Below are 17,448 nucleotides of genomic sequence, written 5' to 3'. Positions count from 1 at the left end.
GCTCACAGGTCAGGATTTTAAATGCGGTAAAAGATGAAATTGCGCATACAATTCATTGCGTTGTGTCATCTTTTTCTCAGTCCAGTCCAAACCGAAAAAAATAATCAGGAGACCTTATGCCTTCCATGCAGCAGCTTTTTCCTTTACCGATTATTCAGGCGCCGATGGCGGGTGGCGCTACCACCCCAGAGCTGGTGGCAGCCGTATCTCAGGCCGGTGGCCTGGGTTCGCTGGCCGCGCCTTTGCTGGCGCCGCTGGCGATTATTGAGCAAGCTGAGCATATCCGTCGTCTGACCGATAAGCCGTTTGCCATCAATCTGTTTGTGCAACCGCGTCCGCAAATTGATTTCGCAGCGCTGGAAGCGGCCAAGGTCTTGTTGCAGCCAGTCTGTGCTGAACTGGGGATGGAAAATCTGCCGACACCCACCCGCTGGTGTGAGGATTTCGACGCCCAGCTCGATGCGCTGATTACGGCGCGTCCTGCGGTTGCCAGTTTTACCTTTGATGTCTTGCATGGCGCGCAGCTGCAGCGCTTGCAAGCTGCCGGTATCCGCGTGATCGGTACCGCCACCAATGTGGCGGAAGCCATCGTCTGGCAAGCCATGGGCGCGGATGCGATTTGTTTGCAAGGCACGGAAGCGGGGGGCCATCGCGGTACCTTTATCGGTGCGCAGCAAGATGCGCGGCTGGGCGTGATGGAGTTGCTGGCTGCCTGTCGTCCGCTGATACAAACGCCTTTAATCGTGGCGGGCGGCATCATGGACGGTGCCGGCATTGCCGCTGCGCTGGCGGCGGGGGCGCAATGGGTACAGATGGGCACGGCTTTTTTGTGTTGCCATGAATCCGGTGTGTCTGCGTTGTACAAAGAGATGCTGCTCAAAGCCAAAGGCGACAGTACACGTCAGACCCGTGCCTTTTCAGGACGGCTGGCACGCGGACTGGATAACCGTTTCATGCAGATCATGGCCAATGTCGCCGATCAGGTGCCAGCCTATCCGATCCAGAATGCCCTGACCGGTGCGATCCGCAGTGCGGCCGCCCAGCAGCAACAGCCGGACATGATGTCGCTCTGGTGTGGGCAGGGCGTGTCGCGCAGCCGCGCCATGCATGTGGCGGAACTGATGCAGGTGTTAATGAACGAAGTGCAGGCAGCATCATGAAAGGATAAGAGCGATGCAGACAGCAGGACACTATGATTACATTGTGATAGGCGCCGGTACGGCCGGTTGTGCGCTGGCTAATCGCTTATCTGAAAATCCTGAGCACCAGGTCTTGCTGATTGAGGCCGGTGGCCGAGACGATTATCTGTGGATACATATCCCGGTCGGCTATCTGTATTGCATCAATAATCCACGCACTGACTGGATGTATCAGACTGCGGCGGAAGCCGGGCTGCATGGCCGCCGTCTGATTTATCCGCGCGGTAAAGTGCTGGGCGGCTGTTCATCGATTAACGGCATGATTTACATGCGTGGTCAGGCCCGTGATTACGACGAATGGGCACAACTCAGCGGCGATGCGAGCTGGCGTTGGGATCAGGTGCTGCCCTTGTTTAAGAAGAGTGAAGATCACCATGCCGGGGTCAGCACATTTCATGGCAGCGGCGGTGAATGGCGGGTAGAACAACAACGCTTGTCCTGGGAAATTCTGGATGCATTTCGCGATGCGGCCGAGCAAAGCGGAATACCAAAAACCGAGGACTTCAATCGCGGCAATAACGAAGGTAGTGCTTATTTCGAAGTGAATCAAAAACGTGGCATACGCTGGAACAGTGCCAAGGCGTTTTTGAAGCCCGCTGCCCGTCGCCCTAACCTGACTATCATGACGGGTTGCCAGGTGCGCAAGCTGCAGCTGCAGCCACAAACAAAGCAGGATCAGGCATGGCGCTGCACTGGCGTAGAATTTGTCGGCGGCGGTCAGGAATGGAGCGCGACTGCACAGCGTGAAACTGTGCTGGCCGCCGGTGCTATCGGCAGCCCGGCGATTCTGCAGTTATCGGGGATAGGTGAAGCCAGCATGTTGCAACAAGCCGGGGTCGCTGTGCAGCATGTGTTGCCCGGTGTCGGTCACAATTTACAAGACCATTTACAGCTACGTTCGGTGTATCGCATTCAGGGTGCGAAGTCGCTCAATACCATGGCAGCCAATTGGTGGGGCAAGGCGCGTATAGGTCTGGAATATCTGTTGCGTCAGACCGGACCTATGTCGATGGCGCCGTCGCAGCTGGGCGTTTTTGCGCGCTCAGATGCTGGCTTGCTCACACCCGATCTGCAATACCATGTGCAGCCTTTATCGCTGGATAAATTTGGCGATCCGCTGCATGATTTTCCAGCCTTCACTGCCAGCGTTTGCCACCTGCGCCCACAATCGCGCGGCTCGGTACGCATACTGAGTCCAGACTTCAGCGCGGCACCGGATATTCGTCCTAATTACCTGAGCACGGACTATGACCGACAGGTAGCTGCGGCAGCGCTCAGACTGACCCGCAAGATCGTTGCTGCGCCTGCCTTGCAGAAGTATTTGCCGCTGGAAGTCAAGCCTGGTGCGGACCTTTGTTCTGACGAAGAACTGATGCACGCGGCCGGGCAAATAGGCACTACTATTTTTCATCCGGCAGGCACTTGCAAAATGGGACAGGCCAGCGATGTCAGCGCGGTGGTCGACAGTCAGTTGCGCGTATTTGGTGTGAGTGGATTGCGCATTGCCGATGCATCGGTGATGCCGACTATTACTTCAGGAAATACCAATTCACCGACGCTGATGATCGCTGAAAAAGCAGCGCAGTTTATGGTTCAGAATGCGGCTTAAGAAAAAGACGAAAAAAATGAAACAGTAAAACTACGTACAGTAGTTTTACTGTATTGTTGTATGCCGCTTATGCTGCGTACTATCGGGTAGCCTTTTAGTCTGGCCGCTTAAAAAAACAGAGATGCCCAGCATCCGCAAACTCAGTATTTTTAGCTTTATCAGCGTGATCCGCATCGGATGCGATGCATAAAAAAATGCCGCTGCACGTACAGCGGTTTTGTCAGCACAGAGCAGGTTTGCTTGTCGTCAGACAGCGCAGATCAGAACAGTGCAGGATGGACAGGAGACAGGGTGGCTGCACAGCAGTTCTGTGTTGCGACGACCGTCTCTGCCGTTCTGACAGACAGACAAGGAGACGAGATGACCGATGTCATCCTGGAGACAAAGCGCCTGACCAAAGAGTTCAAAGGCTTCACTGCCGTGAACCAGGTCGACTTGCAGGTAGCGCGTGGACATATCCATGCACTGATCGGCCCTAACGGTGCCGGTAAGACCACCTGTTTTAATTTACTCACCAAATTCCTGATCCCGACTTCGGGCCAGATCCTGTTTAACGGCCGCGATATCACGGCGGCGCAACCGGCCCAGATTGCGCGTCAGGGCATCATCCGTTCCTTCCAGATTTCTGCCGTGTTTCCACATATGAGTGTGCTGGAAAATGTGCGTATCGGCTTACAGCGCACGCTGGGCAATTCCTTTCATTTCTGGCAGAGCGACCGCCAGCTGGCGCGCCTCAATGAGCGTGCGATGGAGTTGCTGGCACAGGTCGATCTGACGCAGTTTGCCGATACCATGACGGTGGATTTACCGTATGGTCGCAAGCGAGCACTGGAGATCGCCACTACGCTGGCGATGGAGCCGGAATTGATGCTGCTGGATGAGCCTACCCAGGGCATGGGGCATGAAGATGTGCACCGTGTGACTGAGCTGATACGCCGCGTGGCGCAGGGCCGCACTATCCTGATGGTGGAGCACAATATGAGCGTTGTGTCCGGCATTTGCGACCGGATTTCTGTCTTGCAGCGCGGCGCGATACTGGCCGAAGGCGATTATGCCACCGTGTCCAGCGATGCGCGCGTGATGGAAGCCTATATGGGCAGCAGCAGTGCTGAACTGGAAGGGGCCCACGCATGAGCCAGCAGCCAGTTTGCGCACTGAAAATCCAGGACTTGCAAGCCTGGTATGGCGAATCTCATATCCTGCACAAAGTGAATCTGGAAGTACATGCCGGTGAGGTCGTCACTATCCTGGGACGCAATGGCGCCGGACGTACCACCACCATGCGCGCCATCATGGGTCTGACCGGACGTCGTCAGGGTTCGGTACAGATTTATGGCAAGGAAGCGATCGCTTTGCCGACTTACAAAATCGCGCATCTCGGGGTCGGTTATTGCCCCGAAGAGCGCGGTATTTTTTCCTCCTTATCCACAGAAGAAAATCTGTTGTTGCCGCCACAGGTGGCAAGTGACAGTCAGGGCATGTCCGTGGATGAAATCTACGCCATGTTCCCGAATCTGGCGGAACGTAAAAACAGTCAGGGCACGCGTTTATCCGGTGGCGAACAGCAGATGCTGGCGGTCGCGCGCATTCTGCGCACTGGCGCACGCTTATTGCTGCTGGATGAGATTTCTGAAGGCCTGGCACCGGTGATCGTGCAAGCACTGGCGCGCATGATACTGATGCTTAAGGCACGCGGCTACACCATCGTCATGGTGGAGCAGAATTTCCGTTTTGCTGCACCATTGGCAGACCGGTTTTATGTGATGGAGCATGGCCAGGTAGTCGAGCATTTCGCGGCGGCGCAATTGCAGGAAAAAATGGCTGTGCTCAATGAGTTATTAGGTGTCTGAGTTTGAATGAATTGCTTGTAGCTGAACCGTAGCGGTATCCCTGGCCGGTCGTTCACAGACCGGTTTGATAACAACGATAGGAGTGAGACATGAAAGCAAAAATCAGTATCGTCAGTCTGGCTGTAGCAGCTGCCTGCAGCGCCTTTTCCGGCGCTGCCAGCGCCCAGGTTTCGGGCGATGTGGTCAAGATAGGTTTTATCACTGACTTGTCCGGCGTGTATTCCGACATCGACGGCAAAGGTGGCTCAGAAGCGATACGGATGGCAATTGCCGATTTTGGCGGCAGTGTGCTGGGGAAAAAAATCGAGTTAGTCACAGCCGATCATCAGAATAAAGCCGATATTGCTGGCAGCAAGGCACGCGAATGGTTAGACCGTGACGGCGTCGATATGCTGTTAGGCGGCACCAATTCCGGAACCGCACTGGCGATGGCCAAAGTCGCGGCTGAAAAAAAACGTCCTTTCATTTCTGTCGGTGCCGGTACTGCTGCATTGACCAATGAAGAGTGCACACCGTACACCGTGCACTATGCTTACGATACCGTCTCGCTGGCCAAAGGGACTGGCGCTGCAGTCGTGAAACAAGGTGGTAAGAGCTGGTATTTCCTGACCGCTGATTATGCGTTTGGTGCTGCGCTGGAAGGCGATACTACCAAGGTTGTGAAAGCCAGCGGTGGCACGGTTGCGGGCGCAGTGCGCCATCCTTTATCGGCCTCGGATTTCTCGTCCTTCCTGCTGCAGGCCCAGGCCTCTAAAGCACAGATACTGGGTCTGGCGAATGCAGGTGGTGACACCATCAATGCGATTAAAGCGGCTAATGAATTCGGCGTGACCAAAACCATGAAGCTGGCCGGTTTGCTGATGTTCATTAACGATATTCATTCGCTGGGTCTGAATGCGACCAATGGCATGTATCTGACGGATAGCTGGTACTGGAATCAAACGCCGGAAGCGCGCACCTGGGCGCGCCGTTATTTCGAAAAAATGAAGAAGATGCCATCCAGTCTGCAAGCCGCAGATTACTCCGCCACCATGCAGTATCTGAATGCGGTCAAAGCTGCCGGCACGGATGATCCGGAAAAAGTCATGGCTAAGCTGCGCAGCATGAAGTTCAATGACTTCTACATCAAAGATGGTTATCTGCGTGCCGATGGCAGCGTGATCAAGGACATGTTCCTGATGCAGGTGAAAGCCCAGTCCGAATCGAAAGAGCCTTGGGATTACTACAAAGTGGTACAGACCATACCGGGTGAACAGGCTTTCACCACCAAGGCTGAATCCAAGTGCGCACTGTGGAAATAAACCAGTCTTAAGCTGAGTGCTGTGGTAAGTGGGCCTGTCATCCTGAGGTGGCAGGCCCGTACTGATCTGTCGGATCTGAACCTTCCCGCGTACGGGAATTTTTCTGAGCATGCTATGGAAATTTTGGGCATACCGCTGCAAGCGATGATGAGCCAGCTGTTGTTAGGGCTGGTGAATGGCTCGTTTTATGCGATGTTATCGCTGGGACTGGCTGTCATTTTCGGTTTGCTGAATGTGATTAATTTTGCGCATGGCGCCATGTATATGATGGGCGCATTTCTGGCCTGGATGGGGCTGGAATATCTGGGATTGAATTACTGGATGATGCTGATCCTGGCGCCGCTGGTGGTGGGTGTGATCGGCATTGTGATCGAGCGCAGCATGTTGCGCTGGCTGTACCGGCTCGATCACTTGTATGGCTTGTTGCTGACTTTCGGTGTGACGCTGATGCTGGAAGGGATATTCCGCTCCGTGTATGGCGTGTCCGGTCAGCCGTATGCGGTGCCCGAGGCCTTGTCCGGCGCGACGAATCTGGGTTTCATGATTTTGCCTAACTATCGTGCCTGGGTGGTTGTCGCCTCGCTGCTGGTATGTTTCCTGACCTGGTTTGTGATTGAAAAAACCCGGCTTGGCGCTTATTTGCGCGCCGGTACAGAAAATCCCAAGCTGGTTGAAGCCTTTGGTATCAATGTGCCGCTGATGGTCACGCTGACCTATGGCTTTGGCGTCGCGCTGGCCGCGTTTGCCGGTGTGCTGGCGGCACCGGTAATCCAGGTTTCGCCGCTGATGGGTTCCAATCTGATCATCACCGTGTTTGCGGTGGTTGTGATCGGTGGCATGGGATCGATACTGGGCTCTATCCTGACCGGTCTGGGATTGGGCGTGATAGAGGGACTGACGCGGGTGTTTTATCCGGAATTGTCGGCCACCGTGGTGTTTATTGTGATGGCGATCGTACTCATGCTGCGGCCAGCCGGTTTGTTCGGAAAAGAATGAAGCTGCTGACTGCATACCTGATTGATAGACGACAGCGAAGACAGTGACGACAGTAACAATAGCCTGAAGAAAATGAGCGTGACTTTATGAATAAAAAAATTGCTTACGGCCTGGCTGTTCTGGCTTTGCTAATCATCCCGTTTTTCGCGTATCCGGTGTTCCTGATGAAGTTACTGTGCTTCGGCTTGTTTGCCTGCGCGTTTAACTTGCTGATCGGTTTTACCGGCCTGAATTCATTCGGGCACGCAGCATTTTTCGGCGGTGCCGGTTATGTGGCCGGCTGGGCCTTGCGCGATGCCGGCTTACCGACCGAGCTGGGCTTGTTGCTGGGTGTGGCCTTTGCTGTGCTGACAGGCTGGCTGATGGGTTTGCTGGCGATACGGCGCCAGGGGATATATTTCACGATGATCACGCTGGCTTTGGCGCAGATGTTGTACTTCGTGTTTTTACAAGCGAAGTTCACCGGTGGTGAAGATGGTTTGCAAGGTGTGCCACGCGGTAAATTGCTGGGTCTGATTGATCTGAGTTCTGATCTGCATTTGTACTATCTGGTACTGGCGATTTGTGTCGCTGGCTTTGCACTGATCGTGCGCATTATTCACTCTCCGTTTGGCACTGTACTCAAAGCAGTCAAAGAGAACGAGGCACGCGCGGTGTCACTCGGTTACGACGTGGATAAGTACAAGCTGCTGGCCTTCGTGCTGTCGGCTGCGCTGGCTGGTCTGGCGGGCGCGACCAAGACGCTGGTACTGGGCTTTGAAACCCTGACCGATGTGCACTGGACCATGTCGGGTCTGGTGGTGTTGATGACGCTGGTCGGTGGTATGGGCACACTGGTTGGCCCTGTGGTCGGTGCGATATTGATCATCGCGCTGGAAAATAAACTCGGTGATCTCGGCAATGCGCTGGCGGATCTGACCCAGATCGACTGGTTCCGTGGCCTCGGCGATTCAGTCACCATCGTGACCGGTCTGATCTTCATTATCTGTGTGCTTTTATTCCGGCGCGGTATCGTGGGTGAGCTGGCCGCTTTGCTACGCACTTCGGTCAGAAAATCCTGAGCTTCAGTTTCAGCTTCAGTCTCAGTCTCAGACTCATTGAGGAGTGGTCTATGAATGCAGCAGATAAGGCAGAGAAGGTGCAGGGACCTGCATCCTATTTCCCTTCTATCGAAAAGAAGTATGGCCAGCCGATTGCTCACTGGATCGCGCTGGTTGAAGCCAGAATTCCGCTCAGGCATATGGAGCTGGTACAAGTGCTGAAAACCGAATACCAGATGGGGCATGGGCACGCAAACGCGATTGTGGCTCATGTGCTGGCCCAGAAGAAATCCTGACACAGTCAGGCCCGCATATGTATTCCATGTCAGGGCTGTTATGCGGGCTTTTGAGCGTTTTTCTCAGCAAAGCCTCACTTGGTGAGGCAATCTAAGCCAAAGTGCCTCTGCGGCTGTTTTAGGCTGTTTAACATTGCTATGGCGAATGTGCTGCTGCTTTGCCCGCAGCAGACCTCATTGCCAGTGTTTTTGCTTAGTTCTGCCTGTGGATAAGCTGGCCCTCATCCACAGGCGCTGCGTTCTGACCGTGGGCCGAACTACAAAACCGCCGCATAAATCTCATATGCATCCTGCCAGCTGACTTCCCGCGGATTATTGCCGAGCAGGCGGGTCTGTTGCATCGCGTCGCTGGCCAGTTGCTCCAGGTCTGTTTCACGGATGCCGACCTGACGCAGCCGGGTCGGGATGCCGGTGCGCAGTGCCAGATCTGCGAGTGCATTGATCATGGCATTGGCGCGCGCTTCGGCACTGCCTGTCGCATCGGGGGCCAGGATCTCAGCCAGCTCGGCATATTGTTCCGCGGCGGCGGGCAGATTGAAGCGCAAGACCGTGGGCAAGACCAGAGAATTCGATAAACCATGCGGCACGTGGAAGCGGCCGCCAATCGGGTAGGCCAGCGCATGAACCGCGGCACAAGGCGCATTGGCAAAGGCCTGCCCGGCCATCATAGCGCCCAGCAGCATGGCTTGGCGCGCTGCCAGATCAGTGCCATGACTGCAGGCACGGTCTATGTGATTAAACAGCAGTTTCAGTGCCTGGCGCGCCAGCATATCCGATACTGGGTTCTTTTTATGACGCGTGGTATAGGCTTCAATTGCATGCACCATGGCATCGATGCCGGTGGCGGCGGTGGTGGCGACCGGTAATCCAGTTGTCAGACTAGCATCAAGTATCGCAAGGTCAGCAAATAACTGGGGCGCGACTACACCCATCTTGGTGGTCTCACCGGTGGTCACGATAGAGATATTAGTGACTTCAGAGCCGGTACCGGCGGTGGTCGGAATTTGTACCAAGGGCAGGCGCTTGCCACGGATTTGATTGATGCCGTACATGGTGCTGAGTGCCTGATCATTGCCGCATAAAACGGCAATCAGCTTGGCCACATCCATTGCACTGCCGCCACCCATGCCTATGACCAGATCGCTGCCAAATTCGCGTGCTTGTTGTGCTGCAAGCAATACCACCGCTTCCGGTGGATCAGGCACCACACCTGCGTACAACTGATACAGCAGTCCGAGTTGATCTAGGTTGTCCAAGCCAGCTTGTAAGATACCGCTGCTGACTAAGCCAGCATCGCTCACGATGAACAGGCGTCGGCAAGCTGGAAATTCTTGCTGTATGAACTCACCTAGCCGGGCCAGCGCACCGGTTTCGTTAATGATCAGGGGAACGGTCTGAAAACGGAAATTCTGCATAGCGACTCCTGTTACGGTCAAATTAGTCAGCTCTGTGTCACATGAACAGCAGATTGCTTGTTAGACTCGGCAGTCTTGCAATTTGCCTGTATGTTTGCCAGCTTGCCAGAGACTGGCGGCTTTTCGATGAAGGTTAATAAATTTCATGTTTGATTGGATGCTCTTAAGTGCGGCGGCATTTTTTGCCGGGTTTGTCGATGCGATAGTCGGCGGTGGTGGTTTGGTTCAGGTACCGGCTTTATTTTCCATGATGCCGGGCACAGCACCGGCGACTTTGCTGGGAACCAATAAGTTAGCCAGCATTTGGGGCACAGCGGTTGCTGCACGCAACTATATGCAAAAAGTCAGTGTGCGCTGGGGCATGCTGGTACCGGCTGCACTGACTGCTTTTGCCTTTTCTTTTTTCGGTGCCTATCTGGTCACCCATATCCCGCCTACCCAGTTGCGTAAGGCTCTGCCTTTTATTTTGGCAGCGGTCGCGGTCTATACCTTTATGAAGAAAGAATTCGGCACTCAGGATAAGCCCTTGTTTTCGGGCAGCAAGGAAGTCTGGCTGGCGATGCTGGTAGCTGCTGGCATTGGTTTTTATGATGGCTTTTTTGGCCCCGGTACAGGCAGCTTTTTTATGTTCCTGTTTGTACGTTTTTTTGGCTACGATTTTCTGCGCGCATCGGTGGTGGCCAAGGTACTCAATGTTGCGTGTAATGCGGCAGCCTTATCCTGGTTTGGATTCAGCGGGCATGTGTTGTGGTTACTCGGTGGTTTGATGGCGGTATGCCAGATAGTCGGGTCGGTATTAGGTAGCCAGATGGCGATACGGCATGGTGCCGGATTTGTCAGAAAGGTGTTTTTGGTGGTGGTCGTGGCGTTGATATGCAAGACGACTTATGACGGATTTTTACGTTGATTGGTATGTTTCACGTGAAACATGGCATCGCTGTTTCGAACTTGCTTGATTCGATTGTGATGTAAAACACAAAATTCCAAAGCCCATTTTTTGAGTTTGTACTTGAGGTAAGCCTGATGTTTCACGTGAAACATCAGGCTTATTTTTTTATCCGGGATGCAGAAGGTGAGGGCGCTGCGCGAAAACAAACTATAATCCTGACTCTCCGTGTCCTTGTTTGTCAGAAGCTAGCCATGTTTTATCCTAAAGAATTCGATGTGATTGTTGTCGGTGGTGGTCACGCCGGCACTGAAGCTGCCCTCGCCGCCGCGCGTATGGGGCAGTCCACGCTGTTATTGACCCACAACATCGAGACCCTGGGTCAGATGTCCTGCAATCCTTCCATCGGTGGGATAGGCAAGGGTCATCTGGTCAAAGAGGTTGATGCCATGGGTGGTGCAATGGCGATTGCAACCGATGAGGCTGGCATACAGTTCCGCATCCTGAACTCCTCTAAGGGGCCAGCGGTGCGCGCAACCCGTGCTCAGGCAGACCGGATTTTATACAAACAAGCGATACGCAGCCGTCTTGAGAATCAGCCGAATCTGTGGTTGTTCCAGCAGGCAGTGGATGACTTGCTGGTGGAAGGCAATCGCGTGGTTGGTGCGGTGACCCAGGTCGGTATACGCTTCCGTGCCCGCGCCGTGGTGCTGACCGCAGGGACTTTTCTCGATGGCAAGATCCATGTGGGGCTGAATAATTACGCCGCTGGCCGTGCCGGTGACCCGCCTGCGGTGTCGCTGTCAGCCCGTCTGAAAGAGCTGGCTTTGCCGCAAGGGCGTCTGAAAACTGGCACGCCGCCACGCATCGATGGCCGCAGTATCGACTTCTCAGTGATGCAGGAACAGCCTGGTGATCTGGATCCGGTACCGGTATTTTCTTACATGGGAACAACCGCCATGCATCCTAAGCAGGTGCCATGCTGGATCACCCATACCAATGAACAAACCCACGACATCATCCGTGCCGGACTCGACCGAAGCCCTATGTACACCGGCGTGATCGAGGGCGTCGGTCCGCGTTACTGCCCGTCTATCGAAGACAAGATACACCGCTTCGCCAGCAAGGAATCGCATCAGATTTTCCTGGAGCCGGAAGGCCTGACCACCAATGAGTTCTACCCTAACGGTATCTCGACCAGCCTGCCTTTCGACGTGCAGCTGGACCTCGTGCGTTCTATGCGCGGCATGGAAAATGCCTACATCCTGCGTCCGGGTTATGCGATTGAATACGATTACTTTGATCCACGTGGCTTGAAGTCTTCGCTGGAAACCCGTCAAATTGAGGGCTTGTTCTTTGCAGGTCAGATCAATGGCACTACCGGTTATGAAGAGGCTGCAGCGCAAGGTATGCTGGCTGGCCTGAATGCCGCTTTGCAAACTCAGGGAAGGGAAGCTTGGGTGCCGCGCCGTGACGAAGCCTATCTGGGCGTATTGGTAGACGATCTGATCACCAAGGGTGTGCAGGAGCCGTATCGCATGTTCACCAGCCGTGCTGAATTCCGCCTCAGTCTGCGTGAAGATAATGCCGATATGCGCCTGACCGAGATCGGGCGTCAGCTAGGTTGCGTCAGCGACGCACAGTGGCAGGCATTTGAGAACAAGCGCGAACAGGTTGCACGTGAAATGGAAAGACTGCGTACCACCTGGGTCAATCCGCGTATTCTGGCTGCTGCAGAAGCAGAGCGCGTGCTGGGTAAAGCGCTGGAGCGTGAATACTCGCTGGCCGATTTATTGCGTCGTCCGCAAGTCAATTATGAAAGTTTGATGAGCTTGCGCGGCGTCGAGCAGCAAGACCTGGCTGGCCCGGCAATTGCTGATCCGGCGGTACGCGAACAGGTGGAAATCCAGGTCAAGTATGCGGGTTATATCGACCGCCAGGCGAAAGAAGTCGAGCGTCATGCCCACTATGAAAACCTGAAAATGCCTAAGGCGTTTGACTACATGGAGGTCAGCGGGCTGTCGATAGAAGTACGGCAGAAGCTGAATAAGCATCAGCCTGAAACGCTGGGCCAGTGCGGCCGGATTTCCGGCGTGACACCCGCCGCGATTTCGCTGTTACTGGTGCATCTGAAGAAAAAAGGATTTAAAGAGTTTATGGCAGCAGTCCCCGCAGCGGAACATGCTCAGGAAAGCGTCCAAACGGCCGCAGGAGACGCGTAATGGCAATCTTGGATACCAAGGCACTCAAGGTCAGTTTAAGCGCTGGCGTGCAGGAAATGGGGCTGGCACTGAATGAGGCCCAGATCGATCAGATGCTGGCTTATCTGGCCCTGCTGTCGAAGTGGAATGCGGTGTACAACCTGACTGCAATCCGTGATCCGCAGGAAATGGTGAAGCAGCATTTGCTGGATTCGCTGTCAGCCGCACCTGCATTTGTGGATGCGCGCAATGTGCTGGACGTAGGTGCCGGTGGTGGTTTGCCAGGCATGATGCTGGCGATTGCTTATCCTCAGACACGTATCTCCATGATAGACACGGTCAGCAAAAAAACCGCCTTCCTGAGCCAGGCCAAAGCCGAACTTGGACTCAGCAATGTCACCGTCTTTACCGGCCGGGTAGAGCAGCTGGAAGTCACAGAAAAATTTGATGTAATCACTTCCCGCGCCTTTTCTGAGCTCTGTAATTTCATCAACTGGTCAGGTCATTTACTGGCTGAAGGCGGGCAATTTATCGCCATGAAAGGTGTCGCACCTGCCCAGGAAATCGAACGTCTGCCAGCTGGCTGGGCCGTCACAGGCGTGCAGCCGCTGCAGGTACCGGGATTAAATGCAGAGCGTCATCTGGTTTTTGTACGGCGTGCTGAACCGGTTTAAAACGGCGCAGACAACAATTTCACGTAAATCACTCACACAAATAAAGCACGGAAATCCTCTATGGCAAAAATCTTTTGTGTCGCGAATCAAAAAGGTGGCGTGGGTAAAACTACTACTACCGTCAATCTGGCTGCGGGTCTGGCAAAACTGGATCAGCGCGTGCTGCTGGTCGATCTCGACCCTCAGGGCAATGCGACCATGGGGGCTGGAATTAACAAGGCAAAACTGACTGCTTCGGTGTATGAAGTATTGTTAGGAATGTCCGACATCGCGACCGCGCGCCAGCGTTCAGAGTCCGGCAAATTCGACGTCTTGCCAGCTAACCGCGAACTCGCCGGTGCTGAAGTGGAAATGGTCGAGCTGGAAAACCGTGACAAGCGCCTGCGCGATGCGATTGCTCAGGTCAGCGCCGAATACGACTTCGTGCTGATCGATTGCCCGCCTGCGCTGTCCATGTTGACCCTGAATGGCCTGTGTGCCGCACACGGTGTGATCATCCCTATGCAGTGCGAATACTATGCACTGGAAGGCCTGTCTGACCTCGCCAACACCATCAAAAAAGTCTCTGCCAATCTCAATCCCGACCTCAAAATCGTGGGCTTGTTAAGAGTCATGTTTGACCCGCGCATGACCCTGTCGCAGCAAGTATCTGACCAGCTGGAACAACACTTTGGTGACAAGGTCTTCAAGACCGTTATTCCACGCAATGTCCGTCTGGCCGAGGCACCTTCGTATGGCATGCCCGGCGTGGTATTTGACCCTTCCTCCAAAGGGGCGCAAGCCTATATCGCGTTTGGCGCGGAGATGGTCGAGAGAATTAAGCAATTAGAAAAGTAAGCCATGAATGCAATGAAAAAACCTAAAGGACTGGGCCGTGGCCTGGAAGCATTATTAGGCGGTGCCAGCGATTTCGCAGAAGCCGTGCCGAACGTCGCAGATGCGCCCAGCAGCCTGCCCGTGAGCCAGATGCAGGCCGGTAAATACCAGCCACGTACCCGTATGGATGAAGGTGCACTGGCAGAATTAGCCGCGTCGATCAAGGCGCAGGGCCTGATGCAGCCTATCCTGGTGCGCCCGGTAGGCCAGCAAAATGGCGTGACACGCTATGAAATTATTGCCGGTGAACGCCGCTTCCGCGCCTCGCAAATGGCCGGTCTGGACGAGGTGCCGGTACTGGTGAAAGACGTCGATGATCAGGCTGCTGCAGCCATGGCATTGATCGAAAACATACAGCGCGAAGACCTCAATCCACTGGAAGAAGCCCAGGGTATACACCGTCTGATCACCGATTTTTCTTTCACTCACGAGCAGGCTGCCCATGCGGTTGGCCGCTCACGCAGTGCAGTCACCAATCTGTTACGCCTGATGAACCTGGCTAAACCGGTGCAGACTATGCTGATGGCGGGTGATATCGACATGGGCCATGCTCGGACTTTGCTGGTGACCGACGCAGCCACTCAGATACAGTTAGCCAACCAGATCGTCGCGAAACGTATGTCCGTACGTGAAGCAGAAAAACTGGTCGCGAAAACCACGGCTGAACATGCGGGCGCACGTCCACGTGAAAAAGCCGAGAAGTCGCGTGATATCACACGTCTGGAAGAAGAATTGTCCGATTTGCTGGCGACCCAGGTGACCTTAAAAATGGGGAGTAAAGGTAAGGGCCAAATGATCATCGATTTTGCTGACCTTGATTCGCTTGATGGTGTGATCTTAAAAATCCGTAATTAAGCAGGCTTCCTGCTGCGGCGTTCTTTTCTACAGAACACTGCATGTTCATCAAAAGCCGCTGACCCTGAGGTTGGCGGTTTTTTTTTACCCGGCGAAGTTGAGCACAACTTCGCCGCGGCCATTGTGCGAACCCCATGTTTCACGTGTAACGTTTTTTGCTGCAGCGATTTTCTCTGTTTGCACAGCATGCGTTTTTTCAGCCGCCCGATTTGCTGGCTATTCCTGTTCCTGCCACCCGATTTATCAAAAGTGATTTTTCCAGGTCTTGTTGATATCTTTGGATTTGTTCACTGCCTGAAGCCGTTGCCAGATGCATTGCTGTGTTTAGCGTTCCACGTGAAACGCGAATTATCTGACATGCCTGGTGACACCATCACTTTACTGATTCAAACTCAGGATATTGCAAATATTATATTTATGTTAACAATGTAATTTTGTTATTTTTTTGGCCCGTTTAAGTTTCGAATGTATTTTTTTTTGATTTAGTCCAGAGGCTGCATGTTTAACGTGAAACATGGCGTATCTCAGCTGAGCTCCAGTTGCGGCAAAAATCATTAAAAATGCCTCCATTCATCATGTCAGCAAAACTCTTATGAAAATTACAGACAACTTCTTATTTGTGAGTTTTTGCTAGTAAATGGAGCAATTTTGTTGGCTATAAGAAATGAAAACCGTTGATCACATGCGACAAAACCGTGCAGTTTTTAGGGGAAATAGGCGCTCATCCACAGCTATGCAGCATCCGCAAATACGTCTGGCAGATCGCTGGAAAGCCGCATGTTTATTGGGTTTTACGTAGCAAACGCGTGTTGGGGAAGGGAGTTGTAAGCTGGCTATGCCCGCTTTTAGGGCGCAGAATCAAACGTTTGACGCTGCTAAGCACATACACGTATAATTCCGTGGTTTTGATTGACGAGAATTTAGCCTGCCAGAGAAAATTTTGTAACGGCTGGGCCGATATCAACAATCAATGGTCAATATGTGAGGAAAGCATGGCACGTATCGTTCTGTTGCAACTCGCAACAGCTTTCATCGTGGCTTTGCTGGCCGGAATTTCCGGCAAGGTTACTCTGGTATTGTCCGCGCTGGCTGGCGGATTATGCTGTGCACTGCCGAATGCTTTTTTTGCTTTACGCCTGTTCATCGGCACGAAAAAACCCGGCGGCGCTAACCCGGCAACTTTCTTTGTCGGTGAATTTATAAAGATTTTTTTGACACTTGCGCTGATGGGCGCATTTGTATATTGGTACCGCGATGTTAACTGGCCGGCATTTTTGATCGCCTTCATTGTGGTACTGAAAAGTTATTTCATTTTACTATTTAGACAAAGACCATGAGCGCAACTGAGCACGCCCCGACAGCGTCAGAATATATTGTCCATCACTTAGGACATTTTTCGACCAAGCATCAAGCAAGTATTGTTGATTTCTCGATTTTCAATATGGACACCATATTCTGGTCCATATTCTGTGGCGTGGTCGGCAGCCTGGTTTTGTGGCTGGCAGCACGAAAAGCGACTTCCGGCGTACCGGGCCGCTTCCAGGCAGCAGTAGAAATCCTGGTTGAAATGGTGGAAGAACAATCCAAAGGCATCGTTCACGGTGACCGCAGCTTCATCGCTCCGCTGGCACTGACCGTATTTGTCTGGGTCGCGCTGATGAACTCTCTGGATTTCCTGCCTGTGGATATGTTCTCCGCTTTGTTCGCATTCTTCGGCGTAGAACACATTTTCCCGCATCACCGCGTGGTGCCGACTGCCGATCTGAACGGCACTATCGGTATTTCTTTCGGTGTGCTCTTGCTGATGCTGTATTACAGCGTTAAGATCAAAGGTTTGGGTGGTTTCCTGCACGAACTGGTGTCCGCACCTTTCGGTATCAAGATGGCGCCGTTTAACCTGATCCTGCAAGTGATCGAATTCGCAGCAAAAACGGTATCTCTGGGCATGCGACTGTTTGGTAACATGTTTGCCGGCGAATTGTTATTCCTGTTGATCGCTCTGCTGGGCGCGATGGCAACACCATTTGGTGTGATTGGTCATACTATCGCTGGTTCGATCTGGGCCATCTTCCATATTCTGATCGTGTTCCTGCAAGCGTTTATTTTCATGATGCTGACTCTGGTGTATATCGGCCAGGCACATGACGCTCACTAAGTAAGACAGGTTGGAATACGTAGTAAGAGCAGGTTTAGTTTTAAGTTTGGTTTTAGGTTCTTCGTTTTTTGTTTTTTAATCTTAGTTTCATTTTT

17 protein-coding genes are annotated in these 17,448 nt (G+C 53.3%); 16 read left to right on the top strand and 1 reads right to left on the bottom strand.

Translation table 11 applies throughout. The annotated features are described in order from the left end of the window. Positions 1-116: 116 nt before the first annotated feature. From H8K43_RS12215 to H8K43_RS12180, 8 genes are all read left to right on the top strand, one after another. A complete protein-coding gene (locus tag H8K43_RS12215; RefSeq protein WP_186904099.1) occupies positions 117-1,160 on the top strand; it encodes an NAD(P)H-dependent flavin oxidoreductase in 1,044 nt (347 codons plus the stop codon). A 13-nt stretch (positions 1,161-1,173) separates the two neighbouring features. Then, positions 1,174-2,808: a GMC family oxidoreductase gene (locus H8K43_RS12210; RefSeq protein ID WP_186904098.1), complete on the top strand. Its 1,635-nt coding sequence runs from the start codon at positions 1,174-1,176 to the stop codon at positions 2,806-2,808. A gap of 360 nt (positions 2,809-3,168) precedes the next feature. After that, positions 3,169-3,942 carry an ABC transporter ATP-binding protein gene (locus tag H8K43_RS12205; RefSeq protein WP_186904097.1) on the top strand — a complete coding sequence of 258 codons (774 nt, stop codon included), beginning with the start codon at positions 3,169-3,171 and terminating at the stop codon, positions 3,940-3,942. Continuing rightward, entirely contained in the window at positions 3,939-4,658 is a 720-nt protein-coding gene (locus H8K43_RS12200; protein ID WP_186904096.1) for an ABC transporter ATP-binding protein, read from the top strand. The genes H8K43_RS12205 and H8K43_RS12200 overlap by 4 nt, the downstream gene beginning before the upstream one ends. An 89-nt stretch (positions 4,659-4,747) precedes the next feature. After that, entirely contained in the window at positions 4,748-5,959 is a 1,212-nt protein-coding gene (locus H8K43_RS12195) for an ABC transporter substrate-binding protein (RefSeq protein WP_186904095.1), read from the top strand. Positions 5,960-6,073: 114 nt separating this feature from the next. Continuing rightward, complete coding sequence (locus H8K43_RS12190; protein WP_162019502.1) at positions 6,074-6,955, top strand: branched-chain amino acid ABC transporter permease; 882 nt, start codon at positions 6,074-6,076, stop codon at positions 6,953-6,955. Between the two features lie 86 nt (positions 6,956-7,041). Next, entirely contained in the window at positions 7,042-8,016 is a 975-nt protein-coding gene (locus H8K43_RS12185) for a branched-chain amino acid ABC transporter permease (protein WP_186904094.1), read from the top strand. 50 nt (positions 8,017-8,066) lie between these two features. After that, positions 8,067-8,291, top strand: a complete 225-nt coding sequence (locus H8K43_RS12180; protein ID WP_186904093.1) for a DUF4287 domain-containing protein — start codon at positions 8,067-8,069, stop codon at positions 8,289-8,291. 257 nt (positions 8,292-8,548) lie between these two features. On the opposite strand, the gene H8K43_RS12175 is transcribed toward H8K43_RS12180, so the two are convergent. Further along, positions 8,549-9,706 carry an iron-containing alcohol dehydrogenase gene (locus H8K43_RS12175; protein ID WP_186904092.1) on the bottom strand — a complete coding sequence of 386 codons (1,158 nt, stop codon included), beginning with the start codon at positions 9,704-9,706 and terminating at the stop codon, positions 8,549-8,551. Positions 9,707-9,851: 145 nt separating this feature from the next. On the opposite strand from H8K43_RS12175, the gene H8K43_RS12170 reads away from it, so the two are divergent. The 8 genes from H8K43_RS12170 (at position 9,852) to atpB (ending at position 17,353) form a co-directional block, all read left to right on the top strand. After that, a complete protein-coding gene (locus H8K43_RS12170; RefSeq protein WP_186904091.1) occupies positions 9,852-10,613 on the top strand; it encodes a sulfite exporter TauE/SafE family protein in 762 nt (253 codons plus the stop codon). Between the two features lie 233 nt (positions 10,614-10,846). Further along, positions 10,847-12,814 carry a tRNA uridine-5-carboxymethylaminomethyl(34) synthesis enzyme MnmG gene (gene mnmG / locus H8K43_RS12165; RefSeq protein ID WP_162019497.1) on the top strand — a complete coding sequence of 656 codons (1,968 nt, stop codon included), beginning with the start codon at positions 10,847-10,849 and terminating at the stop codon, positions 12,812-12,814. Further along, entirely contained in the window at positions 12,814-13,467 is a 654-nt protein-coding gene (gene rsmG, locus H8K43_RS12160) for a 16S rRNA (guanine(527)-N(7))-methyltransferase RsmG (RefSeq protein ID WP_186904090.1), read from the top strand. The genes mnmG and rsmG overlap by 1 nt, the downstream gene beginning before the upstream one ends. A 60-nt stretch (positions 13,468-13,527) precedes the next feature. Continuing rightward, positions 13,528-14,304, top strand: a complete 777-nt coding sequence (locus H8K43_RS12155; protein WP_186904089.1) for a ParA family protein — start codon at positions 13,528-13,530, stop codon at positions 14,302-14,304. Positions 14,305-14,307: 3 nt separating this feature from the next. After that, entirely contained in the window at positions 14,308-15,198 is an 891-nt protein-coding gene (locus H8K43_RS12150) for a ParB/RepB/Spo0J family partition protein (protein ID WP_186904088.1), read from the top strand. Positions 15,199-15,384: 186 nt separating this feature from the next. Beyond that, positions 15,385-15,630, top strand: a complete 246-nt coding sequence (locus H8K43_RS12145) for a hypothetical protein (protein WP_186904087.1) — start codon at positions 15,385-15,387, stop codon at positions 15,628-15,630. 242 nt (positions 15,631-15,872) lie between these two features. Then, entirely contained in the window at positions 15,873-16,535 is a 663-nt protein-coding gene (locus tag H8K43_RS19265; protein ID WP_408058526.1) for an ATP synthase subunit I, read from the top strand. Next, positions 16,532-17,353: a F0F1 ATP synthase subunit A gene (gene atpB, locus H8K43_RS12135; protein ID WP_186904086.1), complete on the top strand. Its 822-nt coding sequence runs from the start codon at positions 16,532-16,534 to the stop codon at positions 17,351-17,353. Before H8K43_RS19265 ends, atpB begins: the two co-directional genes overlap by 4 nt. The last annotated feature ends 95 nt before the right edge of the window (positions 17,354-17,448 follow it).

Source organism: Cognatundibacterium curvum, from assembly GCF_014284235.1.
GTDB classification, from domain to species: Bacteria; Pseudomonadota; Gammaproteobacteria; order Burkholderiales; family Burkholderiaceae_D; genus Undibacterium; species Undibacterium curvum.
The sequence above is the reverse complement of the archived record's forward strand: the minus strand, read 5'-3'. Positions and strand labels throughout refer to the sequence as shown.

What these genes read in the sequence shown, in the direction of transcription:
- H8K43_RS12190 (WP_162019502.1), top strand. Translation starts at nt 6,074, where the DNA reads ATGGAAATTTTGGGCATACCGCTGCAAGCGATGATGAGCCAGCTGTTG.
- H8K43_RS12170 (WP_186904091.1), top strand. Translation starts at nt 9,852, where the DNA reads ATGTTTGATTGGATGCTCTTAAGTGCGGCGGCATTTTTTGCCGGGTTT.
- H8K43_RS12150 (WP_186904088.1), top strand. Translation starts at nt 14,308, where the DNA reads ATGAATGCAATGAAAAAACCTAAAGGACTGGGCCGTGGCCTGGAAGCA.
- H8K43_RS12180 (WP_186904093.1), top strand. Translation starts at nt 8,067, where the DNA reads ATGAATGCAGCAGATAAGGCAGAGAAGGTGCAGGGACCTGCATCCTAT.
- H8K43_RS12210 (WP_186904098.1), top strand. Translation starts at nt 1,174, where the DNA reads ATGCAGACAGCAGGACACTATGATTACATTGTGATAGGCGCCGGTACG.
- H8K43_RS12155 (WP_186904089.1), top strand. Translation starts at nt 13,528, where the DNA reads ATGGCAAAAATCTTTTGTGTCGCGAATCAAAAAGGTGGCGTGGGTAAA.
- H8K43_RS12195 (WP_186904095.1), top strand. Translation starts at nt 4,748, where the DNA reads ATGAAAGCAAAAATCAGTATCGTCAGTCTGGCTGTAGCAGCTGCCTGC.
- H8K43_RS12185 (WP_186904094.1), top strand. Translation starts at nt 7,042, where the DNA reads ATGAATAAAAAAATTGCTTACGGCCTGGCTGTTCTGGCTTTGCTAATC.
- rsmG (WP_186904090.1), top strand. Translation starts at nt 12,814, where the DNA reads ATGGCAATCTTGGATACCAAGGCACTCAAGGTCAGTTTAAGCGCTGGC.
- H8K43_RS12215 (WP_186904099.1), top strand. Translation starts at nt 117, where the DNA reads ATGCCTTCCATGCAGCAGCTTTTTCCTTTACCGATTATTCAGGCGCCG.
- H8K43_RS12175 (WP_186904092.1), bottom strand. Translation starts at nt 9,706, where the DNA reads ATGCAGAATTTCCGTTTTCAGACCGTTCCCCTGATCATTAACGAAACC.
- H8K43_RS12145 (WP_186904087.1), top strand. Translation starts at nt 15,385, where the DNA reads ATGCGTTTTTTCAGCCGCCCGATTTGCTGGCTATTCCTGTTCCTGCCA.
- mnmG (WP_162019497.1), top strand. Translation starts at nt 10,847, where the DNA reads ATGTTTTATCCTAAAGAATTCGATGTGATTGTTGTCGGTGGTGGTCAC.
- H8K43_RS12200 (WP_186904096.1), top strand. Translation starts at nt 3,939, where the DNA reads ATGAGCCAGCAGCCAGTTTGCGCACTGAAAATCCAGGACTTGCAAGCC.
- atpB (WP_186904086.1), top strand. Translation starts at nt 16,532, where the DNA reads ATGAGCGCAACTGAGCACGCCCCGACAGCGTCAGAATATATTGTCCAT.
- H8K43_RS12205 (WP_186904097.1), top strand. Translation starts at nt 3,169, where the DNA reads ATGACCGATGTCATCCTGGAGACAAAGCGCCTGACCAAAGAGTTCAAA.